Annotated in this window: 18 protein-coding genes; 4 read left to right on the plus strand and 14 right to left on the minus strand. The window is 44.8% G+C overall.

Annotation, left to right across the window (positions count from 1 at the left end):
- Window positions 1-25: 25 nt before the first annotated feature.
- Window positions 26-1672, minus strand: coding sequence for a CTP synthase (locus BW716_RS30045; protein ID WP_083729773.1), 1647 nt, complete (start codon window positions 1670-1672; stop codon window positions 26-28).
- A gap of 272 nt (window positions 1673-1944) precedes the next feature.
- On the opposite strand from BW716_RS30045, the gene BW716_RS30050 reads away from it, so the two are divergent.
- Complete coding sequence (locus BW716_RS30050) at window positions 1945-2460, plus strand: acyl-CoA thioesterase (RefSeq protein ID WP_083729774.1); 516 nt, start codon at window positions 1945-1947, stop codon at window positions 2458-2460.
- On the opposite strand, the gene BW716_RS30055 is transcribed toward BW716_RS30050, so the two are convergent.
- From BW716_RS30055 to BW716_RS30070, 5 genes are all read right to left on the minus strand, one after another.
- Entirely contained in the window at window positions 2457-3101 is a 645-nt protein-coding gene (locus BW716_RS30055) for an HD domain-containing protein (protein ID WP_083729775.1), read from the minus strand. The two genes, BW716_RS30050 and BW716_RS30055, sit on opposite strands and share 4 nt — an antisense overlap.
- Before the next feature lie 591 nt (window positions 3102-3692).
- On the minus strand, window positions 3693-3878 hold the full coding sequence (locus BW716_RS36470) for a hypothetical protein (RefSeq protein WP_143709121.1): 186 nt from the start codon (window positions 3876-3878) through the stop codon (window positions 3693-3695).
- 271 nt (window positions 3879-4149) lie between these two features.
- On the minus strand, window positions 4150-4731 hold the full coding sequence (locus BW716_RS30060) for a bifunctional precorrin-2 dehydrogenase/sirohydrochlorin ferrochelatase (protein ID WP_083729776.1): 582 nt from the start codon (window positions 4729-4731) through the stop codon (window positions 4150-4152).
- A gap of 21 nt (window positions 4732-4752) precedes the next feature.
- Window positions 4753-5529, minus strand: a complete 777-nt coding sequence (gene cobA, locus BW716_RS30065; protein WP_083729777.1) for a uroporphyrinogen-III C-methyltransferase — start codon at window positions 5527-5529, stop codon at window positions 4753-4755.
- An 83-nt stretch (window positions 5530-5612) separates the two neighbouring features.
- On the minus strand, window positions 5613-7730 hold the full coding sequence (locus BW716_RS30070; RefSeq protein WP_083729778.1) for a HEPN domain-containing protein: 2118 nt from the start codon (window positions 7728-7730) through the stop codon (window positions 5613-5615).
- Window positions 7731-8027: 297 nt separating this feature from the next.
- Between BW716_RS30070 and hxpB the strand changes: the two genes are divergently transcribed.
- A complete protein-coding gene (gene hxpB / locus BW716_RS30075; protein WP_083729779.1) occupies window positions 8028-8681 on the plus strand; it encodes a hexitol phosphatase HxpB in 654 nt (217 codons plus the stop codon).
- Between the two features lie 63 nt (window positions 8682-8744).
- Here the strand turns inward: hxpB and BW716_RS30080 are convergent, their stop codons facing one another.
- Together BW716_RS30080 and rpsA are read right to left on the minus strand one after the other, a co-directional pair.
- Entirely contained in the window at window positions 8745-9893 is a 1149-nt protein-coding gene (locus BW716_RS30080; protein WP_143709122.1) for a hypothetical protein, read from the minus strand.
- Between the two features lie 73 nt (window positions 9894-9966).
- Window positions 9967-11901: a 30S ribosomal protein S1 gene (gene rpsA / locus BW716_RS30085; protein WP_235643977.1), complete on the minus strand. Its 1935-nt coding sequence runs from the start codon at window positions 11899-11901 to the stop codon at window positions 9967-9969.
- A gap of 216 nt (window positions 11902-12117) precedes the next feature.
- Here rpsA and BW716_RS30090 point away from each other — a divergent pair, with 216 nt between their 5' ends.
- Both BW716_RS30090 and BW716_RS30095 read left to right on the plus strand, forming a co-directional pair.
- On the plus strand, window positions 12118-13002 hold the full coding sequence (locus BW716_RS30090) for a rhomboid family intramembrane serine protease (protein ID WP_083729780.1): 885 nt from the start codon (window positions 12118-12120) through the stop codon (window positions 13000-13002).
- Between the two features lie 69 nt (window positions 13003-13071).
- Window positions 13072-14298, plus strand: coding sequence for a 4-hydroxy-3-methylbut-2-enyl diphosphate reductase (locus BW716_RS30095; protein WP_083729781.1), 1227 nt, complete (start codon window positions 13072-13074; stop codon window positions 14296-14298).
- 191 nt (window positions 14299-14489) lie between these two features.
- Here the strand turns inward: BW716_RS30095 and BW716_RS30100 are convergent, their stop codons facing one another.
- The 6 genes from BW716_RS30100 to BW716_RS30125 form a co-directional block, all read right to left on the minus strand.
- The gene (locus BW716_RS30100; protein WP_083729782.1) at window positions 14490-15254 is read right to left on the minus strand and encodes a LytTR family DNA-binding domain-containing protein; all 765 of its coding nucleotides are present in this window, start codon (window positions 15252-15254) and stop codon (window positions 14490-14492) included.
- An 18-nt stretch (window positions 15255-15272) separates the two neighbouring features.
- Entirely contained in the window at window positions 15273-17225 is a 1953-nt protein-coding gene (locus BW716_RS30105; protein ID WP_083729783.1) for a tetratricopeptide repeat protein, read from the minus strand.
- A 589-nt stretch (window positions 17226-17814) separates the two neighbouring features.
- Complete coding sequence (cmk, locus tag BW716_RS30110; protein WP_083729797.1) at window positions 17815-18501, minus strand: (d)CMP kinase; 687 nt, start codon at window positions 18499-18501, stop codon at window positions 17815-17817.
- Window positions 18502-18603: 102 nt separating this feature from the next.
- On the minus strand, window positions 18604-21213 hold the full coding sequence (locus tag BW716_RS30115; RefSeq protein WP_083729784.1) for a hypothetical protein: 2610 nt from the start codon (window positions 21211-21213) through the stop codon (window positions 18604-18606).
- Between the two features lie 134 nt (window positions 21214-21347).
- Window positions 21348-22913 carry a T9SS type A sorting domain-containing protein gene (locus tag BW716_RS30120; protein WP_083729785.1) on the minus strand — a complete coding sequence of 522 codons (1566 nt, stop codon included), beginning with the start codon at window positions 22911-22913 and terminating at the stop codon, window positions 21348-21350.
- A 16-nt stretch (window positions 22914-22929) separates the two neighbouring features.
- Window positions 22930-25260, minus strand: coding sequence for a hypothetical protein (locus BW716_RS30125; RefSeq protein WP_083729786.1), 2331 nt, complete (start codon window positions 25258-25260; stop codon window positions 22930-22932).
- Between the last annotated feature and the right edge of the window lie 42 nt (window positions 25261-25302).

Raw genomic sequence — 25302 nt, forward strand, 5'->3', positions numbered from 1 at the left:
TGGTGGGCCTTTGCCCTTAATATTATTATTGTGCTACTTCTTCAGCCACCTTTGTTTTGTTTGTCTTATCTTCTGCATACTGCTTGGCAGCGCCGATGAAGTGAACAAACAGCGGTGCCGGTCTTTCCACTGTGCTTTTCAGCTCAGGGTGGAACTGACAGCCCACAAAGAACGGATGGTTTGGCAATTCTACCATTTCCACCAGTCCGCTTTCAGGATTACGGCCGGAAGCAATCATACCCGCTTTTTCGAAATCGCCCATGTACTGACTATTGAACTCGTAACGGTGACGGTGACGTTCGCTGATCTTGATGCTGTCATAGATGCTGGCAGCCCTGGAACCTGGAAGCAGGTCACAGGTATAAGCCCCCAGACGCATTGTACCACCTTTCGCCGTGATTTTCTTCTGCTCTTCCATGAGACCGATCACCGGGTGACCAGTTTCAGGGTCCATTTCGGTAGAGTGTGCATCTTTCCAGCCGATTACGTTACGGGCATATTCCACAACGCTCATCTGCATACCCAGGCAAATACCAAAGAATGGCAGGTTGTTTTCACGGGCATACTGAATAGCGGTGATCTTACCTTCGATACCACGGTGGCCAAAACCTGGTGCTACCAGCAGACCATCCAGGTTACGCAGTTTTTCAGCTACGTTCTCAGATGTAAGGAATTCAGAATGAATATTTTGAACGACTACTTTACACTCGTTCATCGCGCCTGCGTGGATGAAGGATTCCAGGATGGATTTGTAAGCATCCTGCAATTCTACATATTTACCAATCAGACCGATGGTTACTTTTGATTTAGGATATTTCAGTTTGTCGAGGAAACCACGCCATTTGGTCATGTCTGGTTCTTTCTCGATAGGAATACCCAGTTTCTTCATACAGATGATGTCCAGTTTCTCCTTCAGCATTTCCAGCGGCACTTCGTAGATGGTGCTCATGTCGGTTGCTTCGATCACGGCGTCTACGGTTACGTTACAGAACAGGGCGATCTTCTTTTTCAGATCGTTGTACATCGGCTCTTCGGTACGGCACACGATCACGTCAGGATGTACACCGTTCTCGCTCATCATCTTCACAGAGTGCTGAGTTGGCTTGGTTTTCAACTCTTTAGCAGCACGCAGGTAAGGAATGAGGGTCAGGTGAACCACCAGACAATCCTGTTCGTCCAGTTCCCACTGTAACTGACGAACCGCCTCTATATAAGGAAGAGATTCGATGTCGCCAACGGTACCACCCAACTCAGTGATCACGATATCATATTTACCGTCTTTGCCTAGCAGGAGAATACGACGTTTGATTTCGTCGGTGATGTGCGGAACTACCTGAACGGTTTTACCCAGGTAGGCGCCTTCACGTTCTTTATTAATAACGGTTTGATAAATGCGGCCTGTGGTCACATTGTTGGCCTGAGATGTTGGAGTGTTCAGAAAACGCTCGTAGTGTCCCAGATCCAGATCTGTTTCTGCGCCATCTTCAGTTACAAAACATTCCCCATGCTCATATGGGTTTAATGTTCCCGGATCCACATTGATATATGGATCGAACTTTTGAATAGTCACTCTAAAGCCGCGTGCCTGCAATAATTTTGCAAGTGAAGCTGCTATAATTCCTTTACCCAATGAGGATGTAACACCTCCCGTAACGAAGATATATTTTGCCATAAAATCTAAAAATTCTGTAGAAATACTTGACCTAAAAGGGAAGTGCCGGACGACGTATGGTGTAACCAGTCAAGTAAATGTAACTTCCGAAGGTCATGCAAAGTTACACAAATTTAATGCGCACCCAAAACGGATTTTCACATTTTACTGAGCGTATACATGTAATACTATGTTTATAAATCAATTAAGCCATATAAAAGGCTTATAAATTTAATCGCTGCGGCAGGCCACTGATTTATTTGTAAATTTGCGATCCGAAATAATTATCAAACATGACTCTAACGCCAAAGCGCGCACAGGAATCCCTGATCCAGATGACTGAACTGGTATTGCCCAATGATACCAACGTATATACCAACCTTATGGGAGGTCGCCTGATGTACTGGATGGATATCGCTGCTGCCCTTGCCAGCATGAAGCATTGCGCTGCCCCCACTGTTACAGCCTCGGTAGACAACATTTCATTTGAAAATCCCATCCGTCTTGGCAATGCTGTTCACATCGAAGCAAAGGTAAGCCGCGCATTCAACTCCAGTATGGAAGTGCACCTGAAAGTATGGGGTGAAGACCCTGTACAGCAGTACCGTTACAAATCCAACGAAGCTTTTATGACATTCGTTGCCCTGGATCCAAACGGTAATCCCCGCCCGGTGCCTCCTATTATTGCTGAAACTGAAGAGGAAAAAACTTTGTACGAGGGTGCATTGCGCCGCAGACAGCTCCGTCTGATCCTGGGTGGAAAAATGAAGCCACAGGATGCTGAAGAGCTGAAAGCGTTATTCGTTTAATGCCATTCTTTATAGAATTGTTCGAGGAAAGTCTCCATAAAAGCATGCCGTTCGGCTGCCAGTTCCCTTCCGGTAGTGGTGTTCATCTTATCCTTTAATAAGAGCAGTTTTTCATAAAAATGATTGATAGTAGGGGCAGTGCTGTTCTTGTACTGTTCCCTGCTCATTTGCAGGTCCGGTGGTATAGCCGGATCGTATAACGGCCTGTTTTTAAATCCACCATAGTTAAAGGCGCGGGCTATGCCAATGGCCCCGATAGCGTCCAGTCTGTCTGCATCCTGTACCACTGCCAGCTCCGGCGAGGTGAATTTTCCTTCGTTATGCCCTCCTTTGAAAGAAATATTATCGATAATGGCGATCACATGTGTGATCACGTCCTCCCCCACTCCCTGAGATTCCAGGAACTGACGGGCTTTGGCCGGTCCAATCGTCTCATCGCCGCCATGGAACTTGGCGTCGGCAATATCGTGGAGCAAGGCTCCCAGTGATACGATTAATGAATTGACAGGTTCTTTGGCAGCAATTTCGCCGGCAGTATGCCAAACCCGGTGAATATGCCACCAGTCATGGCCTCCTTCAGCATGGGTTAATTCCTGTTTTACATAAGTAACGGTATTGGCCATCAGTTGATCTTGCGTCATAAGATCAAATATAAGCAGGGGAATGGGGCTAAAAAAATAGGAAAAACGAAGAAAAAGAGAAACGGAAAAGGCATCTCAAAAGTGTAAAATGGGTTTAGAGAAGAATGCTTGTGTAACCTTCTTTCCATTTTCCATCTCTCCTCCCTGGTATTCAGGCATGCAATTAGAATAGTCAACAGGGATCTTGCTTCACTAAGATATTCTTCGTTTTTCCTTTTTCCTTTTAATGTTTGAATCTTCGACAGACTAGTTGGTGTTCCGGCCTTAGGTGTTGTGTCTAATGGTTAAATGCAGGTATGCCGGCCGGGCGATCTTAATTTTGGTTGATAAAATGTACATCTCTTAGCTACATCCGGATTGATACCTTAGTGAGGCCCCTTTTGGGCCTCTCTGATAAGGTATATACTTCAGGGAAGCGGGAAAATATCTTCAAAAAATTGGCGCGGCTGAAGGCGGGAAAACCTTGATACCGGACTTCGAGGTCAATAGCTTTGCTGACCTTTGCTGACCCTAGCCTCGGCAGCCCCCCCGCCTTTTACCGCTACTGATTTTTAGGTGGCAAACATGCCCTTTCGGCATATTGGCAATATCTTACAACGCAGAACCGGCTACTATTTTTCTGTCATAGACAGATACGGTTCCTTTGGTTGGTGTTTGATTTTTTGACTGGTCTATTCTTGAAGTGGAAGTGTCTATCTTTAATATGGTACCCAGGTTAGCAAAAGGCGCCTTCCTGATGATAACTCTACTAAATCTGTTCTTTGACGTGATTCTCATACTTAGGGAATGATCACATTATAAATAACTGCATTTTCACAAACCATCTGTCTAACTGACTATATCTCCTTATCAATTTCGATTTCCGACATAAAAATAATAATCATTATCTAATTTTCAGCTACTATTCATTCCAAACACACATATATTTATATTCACAATATAACATAGAAAGTAGACAAGTATAATGATATCTAATTAGTTAGATAAAAATTACCATCTAAAAGGACGAATTGCCCTCTTAAATAAGATCATATATAAAAAATATTAATTAGTCTTTTTTAACCAAAACATCTGTTATCTCGTTAAGTTGTTTTACTTTTTCCGAGAAATCACCCTTGATCCTTTCACGGATCAACTGGAGTTTATCTAAAATTTCATTCAACGACCCCGGTAATGCTTCCTGCAATACCTCTTTGAGTCTTTTGGCAATGGTGGGAGATTTGCCGTTGGTGGAGATGGCTATCTTGAGGTTGCCTTTCTGAACTACTGAACCCAGGTAAAAATCACACAGTGCCGGGGTATCAGCCACATTAATTAATATTTTGCTGCACTTTGCCTTTTCCCAGACAAAATAATTCAACTCATGGTCGCTCGTAGCGGCTATGGCCAGGTCTTTTCCAAACATATCGCCACAGGAAAATTCCTTTTGCACCAACGTTACATTGGGCGCTTTTTTGACTAACGCTTCCAGCTCCGGTAAAAACCAGGTGGCTACTACAGTCAGATTAGCCTCCGGACAATTATCCAGGAGGGCACTTACCTTTTCAAGTCCGATACCGCCACCGCCTACCACTAAAATCTGGAGACGATGCACTTTGAAGAATACGGGAAACAAATGATTCTCTTCCATACGAACCGCTTTAATATAAATTTACACAGCTATTTTCAATTCTTCTGCTATTCTGTCCTGCACTGCTATGAACGTTTCATGGAAGCGTACTACCTCCCCCACTATTATGATGGCCGGGTTTTTCAGCTCCTCCCGACGAGCAATGTTTACAAGATCGGAAACAGTGCCAATTCCTACCTTCTGTGAGGGCAATGTACCATTTTGAATGATAGCCGCGGGTACATTTCCTTTCCCCTGAGCAACATAGGCTGCAGATATTTCTTCTAATTTACTCATTCCCATCAGAATTACCACTGTTGTATCTGCATGAATGGCATGTACCAGGTCGCGTGACAGATCACCATCCTGTGTGGTACCCGCTACTACCCAAAAGCCTTCGCTTACATTGCGTGCTGTAACCGGAATATTGTTGAAACCAGGTACGGAGATGGCACTGGTCACTCCAGGTACTACTTCTGTATCGATATTAAACTGACGGGCAAAAGTCAATTCCTCCTGCCCACGGCCGAATACAAATGAATCGCCGCCCTTCAGTCTTACCACACTGCCATAAGTAAGAGCATACTTCACGATCATGCGATTGATCTCATCCTGTGAGTACACGTGCATACCCGCTCTCTTGCCTACGAAACGTTTCAGGCAGTTGCAGGGTGCATGTTCTAGCAGTTCATTGTTTGACAATGCATCGTAGAGGATGACCCTTGCCTGCTGTATGGCCTTCAGACCTTTTACAGTAATCAGCTCAGGATCTCCGGGGCCGGCGCCCACCAGGGTTAATTTTGGAGTAATCTGCTGCATAGTGTACTAATTTAAAATGTGATCGTTGTCGCACAACCGTAATATCAACAGGTCCCTTTTGCACAGGGACCTGTCGATATCCTTTACTCAGCAGCGATAGCTCCAGCTTCTTGTTGCCTTAAAGCCTGTGCCTGCTGATAGAATTCAGTTGCCTGTTTATAATATGCTTTTGCAAATGCTTCAGATGGCTCGTTCTTGTTGATCTGTAATACCAGCTCATTGAAAGTGCCTTCCAGCGCCCATTTACCTGTTTGTACGAAATGTTTGTCGAAGTCGTTGATCACCCCTGTCTGTGTGTTACAAGCCACACCCTCTCCCAGCAGCAACGCTTTGGCTGTCTGCACAAAAGTGGAATAAGAATGGTAAATGCTGTCAGCATACTGGTTTGCATCCAGTGCTACTTTACCCCATTCCAGTTTCTCTTCACCTTCGAACAGCAGGGTTTGTACCAGGTCAATCACTACGCTCGCACACTCACCTACACCGATGGCAGTTGCGAACTTGTCGCCCTGTCCCCAGTCAATGAAGTCTTCATCAACCAGAGAAGCCAGGTCTGTCAATGGTTTCAGCAGGTCGTAGAAGTAACGTTCTCCCTGACGATCGTAATAATCATTGAACTTTTCGTTCTCCTGTGCATTCTCTGCATAGTTCTGGAGCAGGGTACGCAGTACTTCAGGACCACGCTTACTTGGCACCTTGATCACCTTGTCTGCCACCCGACCTACACCATTACCTACAATACCACCACCCAACAATACCTGGAGGGCAGGGAGTACTTTACCACCGTTCTTCATAGAACTACCATGGAAACCAATACTCGCAATACCGTGCTGACCACAGCTGTTCATACAACCGCTGATCTTGATCTTGATATCTTTATTATATACCAGCGCAGGAAATTCTTCCTGGATCACCAGTTCCAGTGCGGTAGAGATACCGGTGCTGCTGGAGATCGCCAGGTTACAGGTATCTGTACCAGGGCAGGCAGTGATATCTGCGATGCTGTTGAAACCTGGTTCTGCAAATCCTGCTGCTTCCAGTGCACTGAATACATATGGCAAATGAGCCGGCTGAATATATTTGAGCAGTAAACCCTGGTTCGCCGTCACACGTACATCGTTGGCTATTACCGGGCGCAGTGCTTCCACCAGCTGGCGGGAGATCACTGAACTGATATTACCCAATGGTACACGTACATAAGCACCATAGTAACCAGCCTGCTTCTGTTCGAAGGTGTTAGTTGCTTTCCAGGCTTCGTATTTCTGAGGATCTTTGATGGTGAAAGCAGGTACGACTGCATCGGCAGGAGCCGGTGCTGTTTCAGGCCATACTGCTGCATCCACTTCATAGACCTTGTTCCCGATCGCTGTAAATTCTTCTGTGACCAGGCGGGTGAATTCTTCAAAACCAAGCTTGGCAATGAGGAACTTCATACGTGCCTTATGACGGCTGGATCTTTCACCATGCCGGTCAAATACGCGCAGTACCGCTTCTATATATGGTATAAGCTTTTCAGCTTCCAGGAATTCATATGCTACCTGTGCAAGGATGGGCTGTGCACCAAGGCCACCACCTACCAGCACCTTAAAACCACGCACTTCTTTGCCATCTACAATACGCACTTTAGGAATTGCCCCCATATCGTGCATGAAAGACCAGGCAGTGTCTTTGTCGCTGCTGGAAAAAGACATTTTGATCTTACGACCCATATCCTGACAGATAGGATTACGCAGGAAGTAGCGGAAAGCTGCATCTGCATAAGGCGTTACATCAAATGGTTCATCCGGATCAATACCCGCTATATCAGAAGCGGTGATATTTCTTACCGTATTACCACAGGCTTCACGAATGGTGATGTCATCAGCATCCAGTTTGGCCCACAGTTCAGGGGTTTTTTCAAGACTTACAAAGTGGATCTGAACATCCTGGCGGGTAGTCAGGTGCAGGTTACCAGTAGAATACTCGTCTGAAACATCGGAAATTCTCTTCCATTGTTCCAGCGTCATTTTACCATAAGGCAATTTGATACGAATCATCTGTACACCAGCCTGACGTTGTCCGTAAATGCCCCTTGCCAGACGGAGACTACGGAATTTCTCTTCCGGAATCTGTCCTTCGCGGAACAGACGGATCTTTTTCTCCAGTTCTATTATATCCTTCTCTACGACGGGATTTTCAAGTTCTGTTCTAAATCCTTGCATATAATGAATTTTCTTGGTGGTAAATTATTAAGTGAATATTTCCTTATCAGATCAGCGTTAAAAAGGCGAGCTCCATTAATTGGCGCAATATTTAGCTTCTTTCTCTATATTTCCTACAACCTTAGTAGACTATTACAAAGTTATCCATTCACAGCAGAAAACCAAAAGATTTTGGCATAAAATAAAGTTATGGGTCATAATGAAAAGTTATAATGAAGGGTGTTTTGCACAGAGAAATTAGAAAAGAACTCACTCCCTGTATTATCTTTGCGGCGGCAATCTGACAAAAATAAGGATATGATCGATACGGTAATATTTGACATGGATGGGTTATTAATTGACTCAGAGCCACTATGGGGACAGGCAATGCGAGAGGTATTTGCAAGTGTCGGAGTGGAATTGTCTATGGAATTAGCCAGCCACACTACAGGGCTGCGTACGGCAGAGGTGGTTGATTACTGGCATAACTACTTCAAATGGAAGGGAAAATCGACCGAACAGGTAACGAACGAGATTATTGATTCGGTGACTGAAAAGATTATTAAAAGAGGTAAGCCCATGAAAGGGCTGGAATATATTCTGGATTTCTTTGAAAAGCGGAAATTCAAGATGGGGCTGGCATCATCTTCCCCCTTACGGTTGATTGACGCAGCTACTACCCATTTTGGGATCAAAAATCGTTTCCTGGCGATCTCTTCTGCAGAGTTTGAATCACATGGCAAACCGCACCCGGCTGTATACCTGGCCTGCGCCAAAGCACTGGGTAGTAATGCATTGGACTGTATTGCATTTGAAGACTCTGTAACGGGTATGACTGCGGCAAAAGCAGCCAGAATGAAGGTGGTAGCAGTACCTGAAGGGCATAACAGGCATAACAAGCGTTATGCACTGGCAGATGTAACGCTGAACAGCCTGAAGGATTTCAACGATGATATCTTAGGAAAGTTATAATAAAAACTGCGACAGCAAGACAAAACCCGGTTTGCCCTGATGGCAAAACCGGGTTTTCCTGTTTTACTTTTCTTTTACCTGTTCCAGCTTTGCCTGGACCAATAAAGCATGTAGTACTTCTGTCGAAAACCCATGTAGCAATAACCTGAAGGCAGCCCCCGCCATAGGCAAGGGTATCATGGGGTGCTTATTGTTCAATGCTGTCAGCTTCTCCGGACAATCCATAATGGTAGCTGCATAAATCCCGATCACCTCATCCAGCTGTAATGAATTTGTAGCCCGCCAGAAATCTGCATCTGTCAGGAAAAACTGATAGACCGGCGTAAATATTTCTATCGCCGTACCCAGGTCTATAAAATTCGTCCACTTGTCCCTGAAGGTGGCAAACGGAATCGGATTGGCTGAAATTGCACTGAAGTCGGGTTGCTCCTGCTTCACAACCCTCACTCCTTTTTCATCGATCGCCTTGTTCAGGTTAATGATAAAGTTGTACAGGTTCAGGTCATGCTCCAGGAACAGGTTATCCCTCACATCACTTACTGACAGCGGCTTCAGCGGATTCATCGGAATATTCTCTGCTCCCCTCACATTGTCTTTGATAAAGCGTAATACTTCTGATCCCAGGTAAAAATGCCGGAGTATCAGGAAGTTCGCCTCTGGTGTAATCCAATATTTCATTCCCCAGAAGAGGCTCTTGTGCAGCATCTTCGGAGCATTGATCAGGTTGGGTATAAAGATCTTGAACACCTGCATCAGTACGATACTCAACCTGGCAAAGGCTTTTATCACGGGGTAAAGAAATTGCCTGCTCTTCGTAGAAGAGTCGTACAAAGATGCACATACGCTTTGGTGAGAGGCGATAGTGCAGGCCCCGATACCACTTTCGCCCTGTACCATACTGGCGAAGCCGGGGATGGGCATATCGCTTTGGGTAGTGGCGGTACTAAGGAAATCAATATCCTGTTTGCCAGCAGGGGCGCCGTCGAGGCAATTGTCAATGGCTTTGGCGGCCATTTCCCAGGCCTGGTGGGTGGTTTGTTGTAGGGTGTTGAGCGCGTAGTAGCGGGATTTGATTCCATTTTTGCGGAGAAAAATGTCTTTCATCCGGGATGGGGTGTTGTTGATGCTACCGAGGTACAATTCCATTTCATCGTTGGCTACCGGGGTGTTGGGAAGGTATTGTCCCGTGGCAGTGATATAAACTTTATTCATAGGTGAAAAATAAAAAAAAAGAGGCTGTTTCCTTCGAAACAGCCTCCTATTATTTCAACAACCTAAAAAATGATTATTCACCATCTTTCTTGTCGCCTTCGTCTTTCTTCAGCTTCTCACGCAGTTCAGCCAGTGCACCCAGATCACCAAGTGTAGCTTTTTCTACCTTGCTCTGGATATTTTTCACAGCCTTGCGGGTTTTGTCAGCATCAGCTCTCTTCTCTTTAGCGACAGCTTCTTTCTCTTCGTTCTTAGCTTGTTCCCAAACTCTGGTGTGAGATACCAGGATACGTTTTTCGCTACGATCGAATTCAATAATCATGAATTCTTTCACATCTTCAACGCTGATTGGTTTCTCATCTTCAGTGCGCAGGTGACGGGCAGGAGCGTAAGCTTCCAGACCGTATTGCAGCTGAACGGTAGCACCTTTGTCATCTTTCTTCACTACAGTACCTTCGTGTACGGAACCGATTGGGAAGATAGTTTCGAAAGTATTCCAAGGATCTTCTTCGATCTGTTTGTGGCCAAGGCTCAGTTTACGGTTTTCTTTATCGATACCCAGTATAACTACCTCGATTTCGCTACCTACCTTAGTGTACTCACTTGGGTGGTTGAAACGTTTGATCCAGGACAGGTCGGAGATGTGGATCATACCACCGATACCAGTTTCCAGCTCAACGAATACGCCATAAGGAGTGATGTTCTTCACGATACCTTTGTGACGGCTGTCCAGCGGGAATTTAGTTTCGATAGTAGCCCAAGGATCTTCAGTCAGTTGCTTGATAGACAGAGACATTTTACGCTCATCCTTGCTCAGGGTAACTACCACTGCTTCGTATTCTTCACCTAATTTGAAGAATTCCTTAGCGTTGATTGGAGTAGAAGCCCATGAGATTTCAGATACGTGTACCAGACCTTCTACACCAGGCAGAATTTCCAGGAATGCACCGTAATCTTCAATGTTCACTACTTTACCTTTCACGCGCGCACCTTCAGTGATGTGAGCTGGTAAGGTATCCCATGGATGGGGAGTGAGTTGTTTGTAACCGAGGCTGATACGTTTTTTCTCGTCGTCGAAGTCCAGTACAACCACATTGATCTTCTGATCCATCTGGAGTACTTCGCTTGGATGAGAGATACGGCCCCAGCTGATGTCGGTGATGTACAGCAGACCATCCAGACCACCCAGGTCGATGAATGCGCCGAAATCGGTGATATTTTTGATGGTACCTTCCAGCACCTGGCCTTTTTCCAGTTTGCTGATGATATCCACTCTCTGCTGCTCGATATCGCTTTCGATAAGTGCTTTGTGAGAAACAACTGCGTTTCTGATGGCTTCGTTAACCTTAACCACTTTGAACTCCATTGTTTTGCTAACAAACTGATCGTAATCGGTAACTGGTTTCACATCGATCTGTGAACCTGGCAGGAACGTTTCCATACCATATACGTCTACGATCAAGCCGCCTTTGGTCTTGCTGGTAACAGTACCAGTAACAACTTCGCCGGTTTTGTACACTTCCACGATCTTTTCCCATGCACGTTGTTGACGAGCTTGTTTACGGCTCAGGTGCAGGTTACCATCGCGGTCTTCTTTTTCTACTACTAATACTTCAACATCATCACCCACTTTCAGACCCTGAATATCACGGAATTCGTTCAGAGAAATCAGACCGTCAGATTTGAAGCCAATGTTGATCACAACATCGGTCTTGGTTAAACCAACCACAGTACCAGTGAGCAGACCATTTTCTTCGATCACCTTGAAGGTGTTTTCGTAAGTCTGGTCGTACTTAGCTTTTTCTTCTTTGCTGTAAGAAGAAACGTTACGTTTGTCTACGCTCCAGTCAAAATCGTCGTGAGCGGTTTCTACAACAGGTGCATTTGGTGTCGCTGTTACTTCTACAGCCTGTGCTGCCGGAGCCTGTTGTTCAGCGTTTTGTTCGTTAGGAATGTTGTTTTCTGTCAAAACTTTAATTCCACCTAAGTTTTTTGCCCGGAATTCCACACCCCGAGGTTTAAGTGGACGGCAAAGATACTACAATCTTCAAAAAAAAAGCGTTAAAATTCAATTCTTAGCAGCCTGGAGCATATTTTATGGTGCACCTACCTACGGAAACTATGACAGTACACGCTTATAACCCCACAGACTGCTAATTCCAGCACAATTTTTTGGAGCAAAATTTGTAACTAACGAATGAGGATTTTGTACTAATTTTCATGTATGAACGGAACTTCTTTCAGATCAGATATACGATATTGGCTTAGACAGGGAAACACGATTAACCATTTACTTTTCTGGAACATTGTTGTTTTCCTTGTACTGAATATACCCCGGTTGATTGCTAACTTTTCACCCGCTGCAGCCGGCGTCTACAATATGATATGTGACGAAGCATCTCTACACTCCTTTCTCCCTGTGTTCATTACCAAACCGTGGGGCCTGGTGACCTATATGTTTTCACATGTTGAAATATTCCATATATTCTTCAACATGCTGAACCTGTATTACTTTGGCAACTTATTCCGCTCCTTCATGGGCAATCACCGGGTTTTTCCACTTTATCTGCTGGGGGGCCTGATGGGTGGTCTTGCTTACCTGCTGGTATTCAATATTATTAAGACAACTGACTATCCCCTGATGGGTGCCTCCGCCTCTGTCATGGCCTTACTGATCGCCTGTGCTACCAAGATACCCAACTATGAGGTAGGCCTCATGTTCCTCGGCGCCGTTCGCCTTAAATGGCTGGCACTTGCCGTACTCGTACTGGATATTCTCGCTATCGGCCAGGGTAATACCGGCGGCATCGTAGCTCACCTGGGTGGTGCGCTCATTGGATTCCTCTATATCAAACTGCTGGATAACGGAACTGACCTTTGCCAGCCACTCATCTGGATGTTTAACCGCCGGGTCAGGGTCGAAGCCATGCAAAGCCGCAACCGCCGCTCCTTCAAACCGAAGAAGTCTCCACTCAAGGTAGTAAAGAATTACCCGGAGGAAAATAAACAGCTCAGACTCGACCAACTCCTTGACAAAATCAATGACAATGGCCTTGAAAGCCTGAGTCCTGAAGAGAAAGCCTGGCTGAAAAAAATGAGTCAGGAATAAAATGGAAACTACCCGCATGTAAACACATTTTGGCCGCTCCACATCAAAATGTGTAACTTTGTCGACAACATGAAAACGTTCAACGTACCTATCATCTACCGGAGTCCACTCATTACAGCTATTAAAAACAGCCGTAAGAAACAGGATCGCATGAAAAAAGATTTCACGCCTACTGTTCTTGACTTTGGTCCATTAAAGATATTACTGGCCCGTCACTTTGGCTTTTGCTACGGTGTGGAAAATGCTATTGAGATAGCATTCAAAACTGTGGAAGAAAATCCAGGTAAACGGATTTTCCTGCTCAGTGAAATGATCCATAACCCACATGTTAACAACGATCTGCTGGCCAAAGGCGTACAGTTCATGATGGATACCGCCGGCCGTCAGCTGGTGCCATGGGAAACGCTCACTCCCGAAGACATTGTTATCATTCCTGCCTTTGGTACTACGCTTGAAATTGAAGCAAAACTGAGTTCCCTGGGTATTGCACCTTTACAATATAATACCACCTGCCCGTTTGTGGAAAGGGTGTGGAACAAAGCCGAGCAGATTGGCCAACAATCATATACCGTGATCGTACATGGTAAACCAGGTCATGAAGAAACCCGTGCCACCTTCTCCCACAGCCGGAGCAATACCCCGACTGTAGTGGTAAAAGATATGCAGGAAGCCCAGGTACTCGCTACCTTCATTACCAGCGAACGACCTGCTGCTGAATTCTATGAGCGATTCAAAGGACAATACTCTGAAGGATTTGATGTGGTAAAAGACCTGCAGCGCGTAGGCGTGGTCAACCAAACGACCATGCTGGCTACAGAAACCCAGGGAATCGCCGATTATATTAAGAACGTGATCATGGACAGGTACGCCCTGACACCTGAAACTGTAGGAGAACGCTTTGCTGATACAAGAGATACCCTCTGCTATGCAACCAACGATAACCAGAGTGCCGTAACCGGGTTACTGGAAGAACAGGCAGACCTGGCAATCGTAGTAGGTGGCTATAACAGTTCAAATACCTCTCACCTGGTAGAATTGTGCGAGGAAAAACTGCCAACTTACTTCATAGCTGCTGACGATCAGATGATTTCGAGGAATAAAATCAGGCATTATGACTTCCATCATAAACAGGAATTAAACAGTGATGTATTTTTGCCTGAGAAAGATGTGGTGACAGTGATGATGACAAGTGGAGCAAGCTGTCCCGATGCCCTGGTCGAAGCGGTAATAAGGAGGTTGTTATCGTTTTACGGACTGGAGCAGCAAATAGAACAAGTCATTGAAAATTACAAATAATAAAAAAGACACCTGATGGTGTCTTTTTTCTTTGGGGCTAATAAATGCTAGTAATGCAGAGAAAAAAAGTTTTATATCGTAATTAGTTTAAACCTGAATCAAAAGTAATCTCTTCCCCCCCTGCTGACAAATCACATTTATTATCCGGTATGCTATTCAGGGTAAATGGCGTAAAACGCATTAAATCTGGTTTAGAATTGCATCGCTTTTTTCAAAAAATCTGCTTTTCGCCTTCTTGAAACTTCCACTTGTGTACCGTCACTCATCAACGCAAAACCGCCTTCACCCTGTATATAAGATTGCATCTGTTGCAAATTGATCAGGTGAGAATTATGTACCCTGAAAAAGTCCACATCCGTCAGTAATTCTTCAAACTCCTTCAGCGGTCTGGACACCATCAGGTTCTTTTTGTCTGTAAAAAAGATCCTTGTATAATTTCCGGTAGACTCACACCGTACGATGTTTTGCACCGGCATAAAAACCAATCCGTTAATAGTGGGAAGAGCGATTTTTTTATGCGTCTGGTGTAAAGTTTTCATGTTCTGCAGGAACACATCCAGCGGGGAATTGCCGGGTTCCGGTTGCTGCACGCCTCTCCTGCTTATACATTTCTGAACGGCGTCCTGCAGCTCCTTCACACTAAATGGTTTGAGCAGGTAATCGAGTGCATTGAACTTGATCGCCTTCAGGGCATACTGCTCGTAAGCGGTGGTGAATATGATGTCGAAATTGATTCTGTCAAAGAGTTTTAGTAGTTCAAACCCGTTCTGGTGAGGCATCTCTACATCCAGGAACACAACATCGGGATGTACTTCGTCAATCAGTTCCTTCGCCGCTTTTACGCTATTCACACCACCCAGCACTGTTACTTCCGGGCATTTTTTGGCCAGCATAGTATGCAGGGCATCTATACAATGCTGTTCATCGTCTACGATAATCGCTTTAATTTCGCTCATGCTTTAAAAATCCAGGGTTTAAAATATAAATTCTACAGGCAGCACAAGTGTGACCATTGTTCCTGTTGCTTTGCCTTCGTGGTCTGCAAGGTCTGTAACCCTTACAGTGGCTTCTTTGGTATTATTGATTTTACGGATCAGGTCTATCCTGCCGGCTGTTACTTTCATTCCCATACTACGGTGTGTCTGTCCTTTCTTTTCCTTGATCTCCATTGCTTTTTTACGGCCTATCCCATTGTCGGTGACCAGGCAGGTCAGGGTACGTTCATTTACGGATACAGCTATTTCAAGTAAGCCTTTCCCGGATTTATGCACCAATCCATGCCAGATCGCATTTTCGACATAAGGCTGAATGATCATAGGAGGAATCATTACCTCTTCTTCATTAATGTCGTCTGACACTGTGATTCTGTACTCAAAGATATTATTACAACGTAATTGTTCAAGGTCCAGGTATAACCGCAGTGACTCCAGTTCCTTGTTGAGTGAAATAAAGGTGTACTGCGTATTGTCAAGGATCATGCGCATCAACCTGGAGAACTTGGTCAGGTAGTCGGATGCCTCTTCCTGGTTATTGCTCCAGATGAAACGGTGAATGGAACTGAGGGAGTTAAAGATAAAGTGAGGGTTCATCTGGGCACGCAGGGAACGGAGTTCCAGTTGTAAGGTCTGTTTCTTTGTTTCCAGGTTGCGGTGCCGGATATAAAAGAATCCACCAATGGCCAGCATAATCAGGAAACCGCCTATGGACAACATGTACACGACATTGCGACGGGTACGGAGTTCATTCAGTTGCTTATCATGTTCCAGCATTTTGATCTGGTTATCCTTGCGGTCTACTTCGTAGATAGCCTGCATCTGGGCAAGTTGCAGGGCTGCCTTTTCGTCCAGGATACTGTCTTTGTATACCAGTGATTTATCAGCGCATTCAAGAGAGCGACGAAAATCGCCACTGGCTTTATAGTCTGCCGCCAGGGCTTTGTAAGCTTCCTGCAGCATGTAATTGAAGCGCCAGTGCTGGCTCAGGTCTATACATTCCTGGAAGTATTTGCGGGCATCGTCATGTTTGCCCATGAGGCTAAAACACTTACCAATATGTAAGTAACTCTCAGCAATATGTATTTTATCGTCCACCCCCACTTCTACTTCCAGGGCTTTGTTCAGGGCTTCGAGCGCCTGTGCGTATTCTTTCTTTTCCTTGTAGGCATCCCCCAGGGCATTGTAGCAAATGGCTTTGCCCATAGCATTGTCCAGCTGCATGTTCACCGCGAGCGACTTTTTATAATAGTCGATGGCGAGGTCCAGTTTACCAAGGTATTGGTAAGCGTATCCCAGGTTGCCCAGGTTAATGGCGACCCCGAGGTCATTTTTGTTTTCCTTTTCCAGTACGAGGGCTTTATCAAAATGACTGATGGCATCTTCGTATTTGCCGGTGGAGAGGTTGATATTACCGATACTATTAATTGCAACACAAATGTTACGTACATCATTCACTTTTTCAGCCAGTTGGAGAGCCTTAAAGTGATATTCAAATGCTTTCAGGGGTTTTTCCATGCGCCGGTAATCCACGCCGGTATTGTTGCGGGCGATGGCGCGCAGATGATCATCTTTGGTATCATCTGCATATTTGATAGCCTTCTCGTGGTAATCCGCAGCCAGGATATATTCAGAGATATTCCTCTTTGCGGTACCAATTTCATTATAGACATTAAATAGTGCCCTTGCAAATTTCAGGTGTTGAGCAAGGGTAACAGCTTCCTGGAAAAAGGGGTTTTCGATTTTGCGTTTGTCAAAAAAACGACTGAAGGTTTTCCCTTTATCTAACAGCCAGTTGACCTTAGTGGTATCTCCTCGGAGATTCCGGGCAGAATCAAGTGTTCTGTAAATGAGGGAAGAATCCTGTGCAAATGAAATGTCCACTTTAAACCCCAGGAACAAAAAGAGTAAAACGTAAGGTATTTGTTTCGCCATGCGACAGCCAGGGTAATAGGCACAAGTTAAATACAAAAAGCGAAAGGGCGAAAGAATTCGCCCCTTCTTCCTATTAACCGAATACACCTACTGAAAACATGGGACCTGACAGGCAATGCTGCCCGTCCCACATTAAGTTTTTAATAATACCGGTGCACCAAAAAAATGCCCGGGGGTATTAATATATATAGTATTGAGTGTTCTATACGGCTAATAGTAACAGGTCCCTGGATATAGTTATAGAAAGATCGTCCAAAAGATCTCTTATGACTTCTCTTGACCATGTATGGAAATATCGTTCGACGGCATATGTTTAAATAACCGGTTACAACATTATAACAACAATAAAATGCAGGAAATTCTAAAGGATGTGGAAAAACTATTGAAGGATTAACCGGAATTACTCACCGGAGTAGGACAAATTTAACAAAGGTTTTTCTAATATTAAAATAAATTCAGGAAGAATATTCTATTTGGCAGTGGGGCCTCTCTGGCAGCAGGTATCAGGATGATCACCTGCTGTCAGGACGCATGGTACTCATTATTTTTCGCTTAGAACGTTGCTGTTAAAGCATTTGAGGCTTTTTGCTCAGGACTTCACCATCACGGCATCGTCTACCCATTGTAATACCAACTTCAGTTGCTCGTTTGGCGATAACTGACTGTTATCCAATATAATAGCATCTTCTGCTTTACGGAGTGGGCTGATTTCGCGGTTGGTGTCGATGTAATCGCGCAGTTCCAGGTTCTCTTTTACTTCGTGGAGGGTGATGCCTTTGTTTTTAGCATAGAGTTCCTTAAAGCGGCGTTCTACCCGGATAGCCGCTTCAGCAGTCATAAAGATCTTGAGTTCTGCATGGGGAAATACGGTGGTACCGATGTCGCGACCATCCATGACGATGCCTTTCTGCTTACCCATTTCCTGTTGCTGAGCAACGGCGAACTCCCTGACAGCACCTACGGCGGCGACTTCACTTACTTTTTCAGCTACCAGCATTTCGCGGATCAGTTGTTCTACATTCTCACCGTTCAGGTTCATTTCAGAGAACCCGGTAAGTGGGTTGTAGACGAATTCCAGCTGGATGTTTTTCAATGCCTGGACTACCTCTTCAGGGTTGTTCCAGTCTATACGGTTCTGAATAAAATACAACGTGATAGCACGATACATGGCGCCGCTGTCGATGTATACATAATCCAGCTCCGCAGCTAACTGTTTGGCTAGCGTACTCTTCCCGCAGGAAGAATATCCATCTAAGGTGATGATAATCTTTTTCAAAACTGTATGAATTAAACGGTGTAAAGGTAAGTTTGAATTCAGTGCAAAAAAAAACATTTCCTTTTGGGGAAATGTTTTTACGATCTGATGAATTATATATTGTTACAACCCTCCTATTATGTACCAGTTCGATCCGTCTGACTGGAAGGTATAAGCCATCTTTGCAGTAGTAGGTATTGTTACAGTAGTAGCTCCATCTATCTGGTAACTTCCGGTCGTTTTCACTGTAAAAGTACCTGTGGTGGTAGCTCTTTTTAATACATATATTCTGCCCTCACAGGTGGTTGGATCAGGTAAAGTAACAGTATATGCACCGGTTCCTGATTTAATATAAGTATAGTCATCCGCAGTCATCGTGTAAGTCTGCGTACCTGTTAAAGAATTATTAGTGATAGGCAATGCCATACTACCATTTACTTCCAGTCTTGATGCAGGAGTACTTGTATTAATCCCTACATTACCACCTTTCATCAAAAAGAGCCTGTAATCTGCCACACCGGATTCTACGAAGTTCAGACCTGTTCCTAACATATTCCAGTGCCAGGTAATTACACCGGTAGAATCTTCAAATGCCAATACATCCGCACCGTTAGCTTTGATTACCAACGGGTGCGCATTGTAGGCGGTTGCTCCATTGAACAGGGATACTACTTTGCTTGCGTAGGTACCTGTACCCTTTGTACCACGGAACAACTCTTTGCTGTTATATTTTAACACCATCGGCTGATCAGCTGTGGTACCCAGAAAACTGTTGGCATCCGTATTACTGTTACCTGTAAATAACCAGTTGGATGCAGCCGTTTCTGCTTCAGGTCCCCAGCTGGTAGTGGCAGCATCATATTTCAAAATATAATTGTCAGTAGGCGCTGTTGCAGCCACTCTTACACCTTGTAGTTTGCTGGCATTCCATACTGCCAGCGAACTATCAGCATACAATGTACCGGCAGTCGTCAGCTTGATGGTATTATCCAAAGTTACTTCCTGTGCTGCACCTGTACCGGTTGAATAACGGCCTAACAATTTTTGTGTTGTTACAGTCTGAATATCTGCTGGTATCAGTGTACGGAAAGAAGGCGTTCCATTAGCTGTGGTTGGCGCAGCCAAAACAGTGTACTGAGTTTGAGACGCCAGTGTAGCAGTAATGGTTCCATTTGCAGTAAGCGGAGAATTCGTCACTGTAAAAATGGAAGGTAATGAAAGGCCTACAGATGTTAAACCTGTAGATGTGGGTGTAGCCCATGACAACGTCGTACCATTAGATGTCAATACCTGTCCGGATGTACCTACCGTTGTCAATCCTGTACCACCCTGAGATACAGGCACTGTACCTGTAATCTGGGAGAATGGTAAAGAAGGAATATCTGCTGCTACCAGTGTACGGAACGAGGGCGTACCTGCAGCTCCGTTGGGTGCGCCTAAAAATGTATTTGCTGTCTGTGAGCTCAGTGAACCTGTCAATGTACCATTCGCTGTCAGCGGGGAATTCGAAAATGTATACAGTGGTAATGTTATTCCGACTGAAGTCAGACCCGCATTATCATCAGCAGCCGGTGTCCAGCTTGTACCATTATATTTTAATACCTGTCCGGTAGTGGGTGCTGTAAGTGATACTGCTATACTCTGGATTTTGCTCGCATTGTAAACCGCCAGCGTAGTATCTACGTATATATAACCACCGGTAGTCATTTTCAATGTTCTGTCCATTGACACAGACTGCCCAGTACCTGTACCATTGGAATAACGGCCTACAAGGCGCTGTGTACCCAATGTCATATCAGTAGGAACCAGTGAGCGGAATGTAGGTGTACCTGCACTTGCATCAGGCGCAGCAAACACCGTATTCGCAGTCTGACTGCTTGTACCGATTGTAAATGTTCCATTAGCAGTTAAAGTGGCCGGAGATACTGTCAGGAAAGAAGGCACTACTAAACCAATAGAGGAAATAGAACCACTGTTATCATCAGCAGCCGGTGCCCAGGTGGTACCATTCCATTTCAGTACCTGGCCGGAAGTCGCCCCTGCCTGTGCAATCTTGGTACCTGTTACAGCGCCGGCAGCAATAGTAGGATTAGGATATGTACCTGTGAGGTCACCACCCGCTGTACCTACCGGAGGTAATCCGGTCAGTTGTTTCTTCAGCAGTTTGCCTCCATCGATCAGGAGCACACTATCCTTGGTATTATCTATACTGATACCCGTCAGGAACACATCCTGATTAGCAGTCAATGTATTTGTAAATGTCTTGGCGCCTGCCAGTGTTTGTGCATTGGTATTCAAAAAACCACTATTGGTAGCTGTCGCATCCGGTATATTTAAAGTATGCGCTCCTGCCACTGACGTAAAGCCAAATGTACCGGCTGTATTTGTAGTAGCCAGTGACTGCACGGCAATTGTCTGTCCATTCAGGCTGGTAATCGCATACCCTTCAGGCAGCAATGGATGCCAATGCCCATTACTGCGAATACACAGACTATTGTTGAGCGTGAGGTAAATGATCATACCATCAGGAGCAGTAGCGATAGCACCAGATGTAGTATCAGCAATCCGGGGCAGTAGTAGCCCCTGAGATTTACTTTCAAGTTCCAGTAACGCTGACTTTTGCAGGGAACTGGGATTATCACCCAGTTTTAACTGTTGAGCAAATGTCAATGTGGACCAAAACAGGAACACTGGAAATAGTTGAATGGCTCGGACAAGGAATTTAGTCTTCATAAAAATTACCCGGATTTAAACAAAAACTTATAAATATGACTAAGAAAGCAGGCAGGGTCTTATTCGCCCACTTGCTTTCTTCGCCATTCAATTATGTGTCCTTGTTTAGTTTCAATTCATTTTCGGTTATCTTATCAATGATCTATCACTATTACTTTGCAGGTATACACTTCTTTCATTGTGTCTTTTTGTTTCAGCACGAGGAAGTAAGTACCAGCTGGCAAGTTGTGTACTTCCACATCTCCGGTTCCTGTAATCTCCTGCCTACGCATCACCTGACCCCATACATCGTACAATTGCATTATCAACGTAGTCTTGATACCTCTTACTTTGATCTTGAAATCGCCCCAGTTCGGGTTCGGGTAAACGGTTACATCCACCAGCGGTCCGACTTCTCTTACATCAGAGTAGACGTACTTGCCGGTTTTTGATACTGCCTTAATGCGATAATAGCTCCATCCATCATAGTCATTTGTATCCTGGTAATAGTAACTCAATTTAGTTGTGCTGTTTCCATTAGGCGCTTTCGTGGCGACGGTGCCTACCTTAGTAAAGGTTTCTTCGTTATCCAGTCTGCGCTCTACTTCAAACACATTCATGTTAGTCTCTCTGCTGGTGATCCAAACCAGATCTACCAATGAGATACTTACACGGTAAGCGTTGAAGTCAATAATTGTAGCTGGTGAATAGCTATTGGAAAAGTTGGTCTTTTTAGCAAAATAAGCATTCAGGCCAATGCCCCCGAAACCGCGGGAATGCATGGTAGCTGATGATACCATGGCCTGAGAAGTCAACGTACCAGTGCTCATGTTGTCATTCACACTGTAACGATGTTCCCACTCACTGTCCTTGAATAAAGAGATATAACTCTCAGCCCTGTTTAAATTATATTCATCGCCCTCATTACTATCCATATGCTGCAGGGTTACAGCTGTTTTGCCGGTACCTCCCAACTCCTCTCCTATGTTCCATGTTTTGTACACAACAGTGTCATAGATAGAAGTTCCGGAACTGGCATATTGATATACACTGTCAAATACACGTGCATGAAAATCTTCTGCATCTCCTTCATACTGCACAGCAGCTGGTGCATAATTGCTGGCAGAGCTACCTATCGGGAATACCACCTGTCCGGCACTGCTGGCTAGTTTGGAACGATACAGGAATCCACCGCTGGAGGAAGTACCTGTTACCACAAAACGCCGGTCTGAATAACCAGTGATAGATCCCGCAGAGGTATCGCCGACCATGAGGTTCTGTCCGTTCAGGAATACGAGCCCGTTAGATAAGCTAAGGGTATTTCTGATCTTCAGGTCATTGAGGGTATAAAAGATAACACCATCCGGGTTATTGATATCTACGTTGGGAAAACTCGCACCAATCTTTGCAGCCACATTGAATCCGCCGGAAATAGTCTGCTGTCCGCTACTACCTGCAAAACTAAAAATGCCCCCGGTGCCTTTGAGGCCGGAGGTACTTTCGTCTTTGAGAGAAGCGTTAAAGCCATTCGTCCATACTTTACCATAAAAATAAAGGTTAGCATTGGGGCTCGATCCTAATGACCCCTCATTCGTTATGTTACCAAATACCCCGACGTTACCAAAATTCCATACCTGCGCACCGGTAGAGATGTAAGTCTCCTGCCCATAGCTGAGATGGAACGTAACGCAAAAAAGTATTATGGAGAATAAGAACTTCATTATTAACTTTTGTTTGTTAGTAGCCTTGGTTTGAACCTTTATACAACACTACCCAATAAGAACCTGTACTTTGTATCGCGGCTGAAATACGTTCGTCCAGTGTCATCGTTGTATTATTGCCCAAACTGCCAATAAATTCACTGCTGCTTGGTTTTACATATAACTTACCGGAACCGGAACTGGTGACAGTATTGGAAAATACATATATTCTGCCCGGGCAGGTAGCTGCTGATGGCAGGTTGGCTGTTACCGAAGCTATATTCCCATAATTGGAGCTTAACCTTGCTACCATATAATAAGTCTCATCCAGGTTCACCGTAACTGCTGTAGAAGGGTTATCATAACTGGCAACGGCTGTAGCAAAAGAACCATTCACGTGCAGTGTACTGGTAGGTGTAGTTGTTTTGATCCCCACATGGCTACTGGCATCCACACGCATTACTTCGGTACTATTCGTCTTTACCACCAGTGCTTTACTATCAGTAGTACCAATGAAGTTAGTCCCTGCTGTAGTACCGCTGTTACCAGTCGTAGACCAGGTACCGCTACCACCTGGACTTCCGGAAACTGTCGTAGGCGTCCAACTGGTACCATCATATACAAGGTACTGTCCGGAAGTAGGTGCAGTAGCTGCTACTGCTGTACTTTGCAATTGGTTTGCATTCCAGATAGAAGAAGTATTATTTGCTTTGATAGCTCCGCTGGTGAGACTGAGTGTAGTTGCGTCATAACCCAGGGTAGCAATGTCACCGCTGGTGCTGTTACGCCCTAATATATTATCAGGAGTACCGGTGCTACCAGTCAGGCGCATCGTTCCTCTTACATCCAAAGTTTGTGCAGGAGTTACACCAGCCATGTTGATACCTACTTTCTTTGACTGCATGCGCATCATCTCAGTATAAGATGAATCTGCATAGTAGTAACTTCTGAACAGAATAGGCTCATCCCCATCATCACCGATGATGAATTCAAAACCCCCACCATTGTTACTGCCGGTAGAACCCAATTCAAAGAAATCAGTACCGGCAGCAGATCCTTTAAGGCGGAAGTTGCCGTCAGTGGTAGTATAGAATTTAGGTTTATAAAACTGAACAGAGGAAGGTACATCGAACTGCAGGGCAGATTTCATCAAGGTGACACTTTCATCACTATCTGTATAGCTAGGGTAATTCTGTACCAGTCCTAAAGTAGCACGGCGGCCAAACTCAAGGAAAGAGGTGTTGTTAGATTTGATCACCATCTTCACATCATTGGTTGTACCAAGGAAATGAGTACTGGAACTTACATTGGAGTTACCGGTAATTAACCAGTTATTGGCAGCTGCATTTTGAGTGACTACCACATCACCGTTGGCATTCACCGCAAGGGTATTGGCCATTGAACTTTGTAAAGTGGCAGCTCCCAGACCAGTCAGTCTTAATCCTGACAAACCAGAAGCAGCGGTCGTACCACCTACTTCCAAAGTATTGGCAGGCGTTGTGCTGATGCCTACTCCCAGGTTAGTACCAATCAAACCATTGCCACTGATAGAGAAACTGGCAGTCTGTGTGCCGGTAGATATATTTTGAATATAGTTACCAGATCCTGAAGGAATATCTGCAGCTACCAGTGCACGGAAAGAAGGTGTACCTGCCGTGCCGTTTGGAGCAGCAAATACAGTGTTAGCTGCCTGTGAATTAAATGTGCCAGACAATGTACCGGTAGATGTAACAGGGCTACCACTAACTGTAAATATTGAAGAAGGTAATGACAAGGCAACAGAAGTAACAGAGCCAACTGCTTTAGGTAGCCATGTGCTGGTAGCAGCACTCCATGTCAGCACATCCTGATCGGCTGGTGCAGTAGTGGCAATGTTGCGGCCCTGTAACTGGGACGCATTCCATAAATTAGAAGTATTCAAAGCTGAGATAACTCCTGCACCAGATAAACTGATACCCGTGCCAGCACTGAACGCCGCTCTTGCTCTCGCGTCAGTATAATAAAGATTGACAGATTCTGAAATATTGGCGGTGGTTAAGCTAACAACTGGACCAGTTTGTCCATTTACAGATGAAATTGCAGATGTTTCGTCTATGAGTTTATTCCATACTCCGTTTTTACGGATGTATAATAATTTATCAGGAACATAGTATATAATCATACCATCAGGAGCAGTATTCAGCGGAGCGATGGTATAGTCGGAAATTCTTGGGAGTAATAAGCCTTGTTTGTCACTATTCAGATCCAGCAGCGCAGACTTCTCAATTGAAGTGGGATTTTTCCCCAACTTCAATTGCTGGGCACCTACATATGCTGATGGTAGAATAAGCAGGCACAAAAGCACAAGCCGGTTTGGGAAAGTTATCATAGGTATTAATTGGTTTCACGAATACAGGCACACAAAAGGAAT

The sequence above is a fragment of the [Flexibacter] sp. ATCC 35208 genome, assembly GCF_001975825.1.
Classification (GTDB): domain Bacteria; phylum Bacteroidota; class Bacteroidia; order Chitinophagales; family Chitinophagaceae; genus Chitinophaga.

Coding starts and splice junctions, on each gene's coding strand:
- BW716_RS30045 (WP_083729773.1), bottom strand. CDS start 1,672: ATGGCAAAATATATCTTCGTTACGGGAGGTGTTACATCCTCATTGGGT.
- BW716_RS30050 (WP_083729774.1), top strand. CDS start 1,945: ATGACTCTAACGCCAAAGCGCGCACAGGAATCCCTGATCCAGATGACT.
- BW716_RS30055 (WP_083729775.1), bottom strand. CDS start 3,101: ATGACGCAAGATCAACTGATGGCCAATACCGTTACTTATGTAAAACAG.
- BW716_RS36470 (WP_143709121.1), bottom strand. CDS start 3,878: ATGAGAATCACGTCAAAGAACAGATTTAGTAGAGTTATCATCAGGAAG.
- BW716_RS30060 (WP_083729776.1), bottom strand. CDS start 4,731: ATGGAAGAGAATCATTTGTTTCCCGTATTCTTCAAAGTGCATCGTCTC.
- cobA (WP_083729777.1), bottom strand. CDS start 5,529: ATGCAGCAGATTACTCCAAAATTAACCCTGGTGGGCGCCGGCCCCGGA.
- BW716_RS30070 (WP_083729778.1), bottom strand. CDS start 7,730: ATGCAAGGATTTAGAACAGAACTTGAAAATCCCGTCGTAGAGAAGGAT.
- hxpB (WP_083729779.1), top strand. CDS start 8,028: ATGATCGATACGGTAATATTTGACATGGATGGGTTATTAATTGACTCA.
- BW716_RS30080 (WP_143709122.1), bottom strand. CDS start 9,893: ATGAATAAAGTTTATATCACTGCCACGGGACAATACCTTCCCAACACC.
- BW716_RS30090 (WP_083729780.1), top strand. CDS start 12,118: ATGAACGGAACTTCTTTCAGATCAGATATACGATATTGGCTTAGACAG.
- BW716_RS30095 (WP_083729781.1), top strand. CDS start 13,072: ATGAAAACGTTCAACGTACCTATCATCTACCGGAGTCCACTCATTACA.
- BW716_RS30100 (WP_083729782.1), bottom strand. CDS start 15,254: ATGAGCGAAATTAAAGCGATTATCGTAGACGATGAACAGCATTGTATA.
- BW716_RS30105 (WP_083729783.1), bottom strand. CDS start 17,225: ATGGCGAAACAAATACCTTACGTTTTACTCTTTTTGTTCCTGGGGTTT.
- BW716_RS30115 (WP_083729784.1), bottom strand. CDS start 21,213: ATGAAGACTAAATTCCTTGTCCGAGCCATTCAACTATTTCCAGTGTTC.
- BW716_RS30120 (WP_083729785.1), bottom strand. CDS start 22,913: ATGAAGTTCTTATTCTCCATAATACTTTTTTGCGTTACGTTCCATCTC.
- BW716_RS30125 (WP_083729786.1), bottom strand. CDS start 25,260: ATGATAACTTTCCCAAACCGGCTTGTGCTTTTGTGCCTGCTTATTCTA.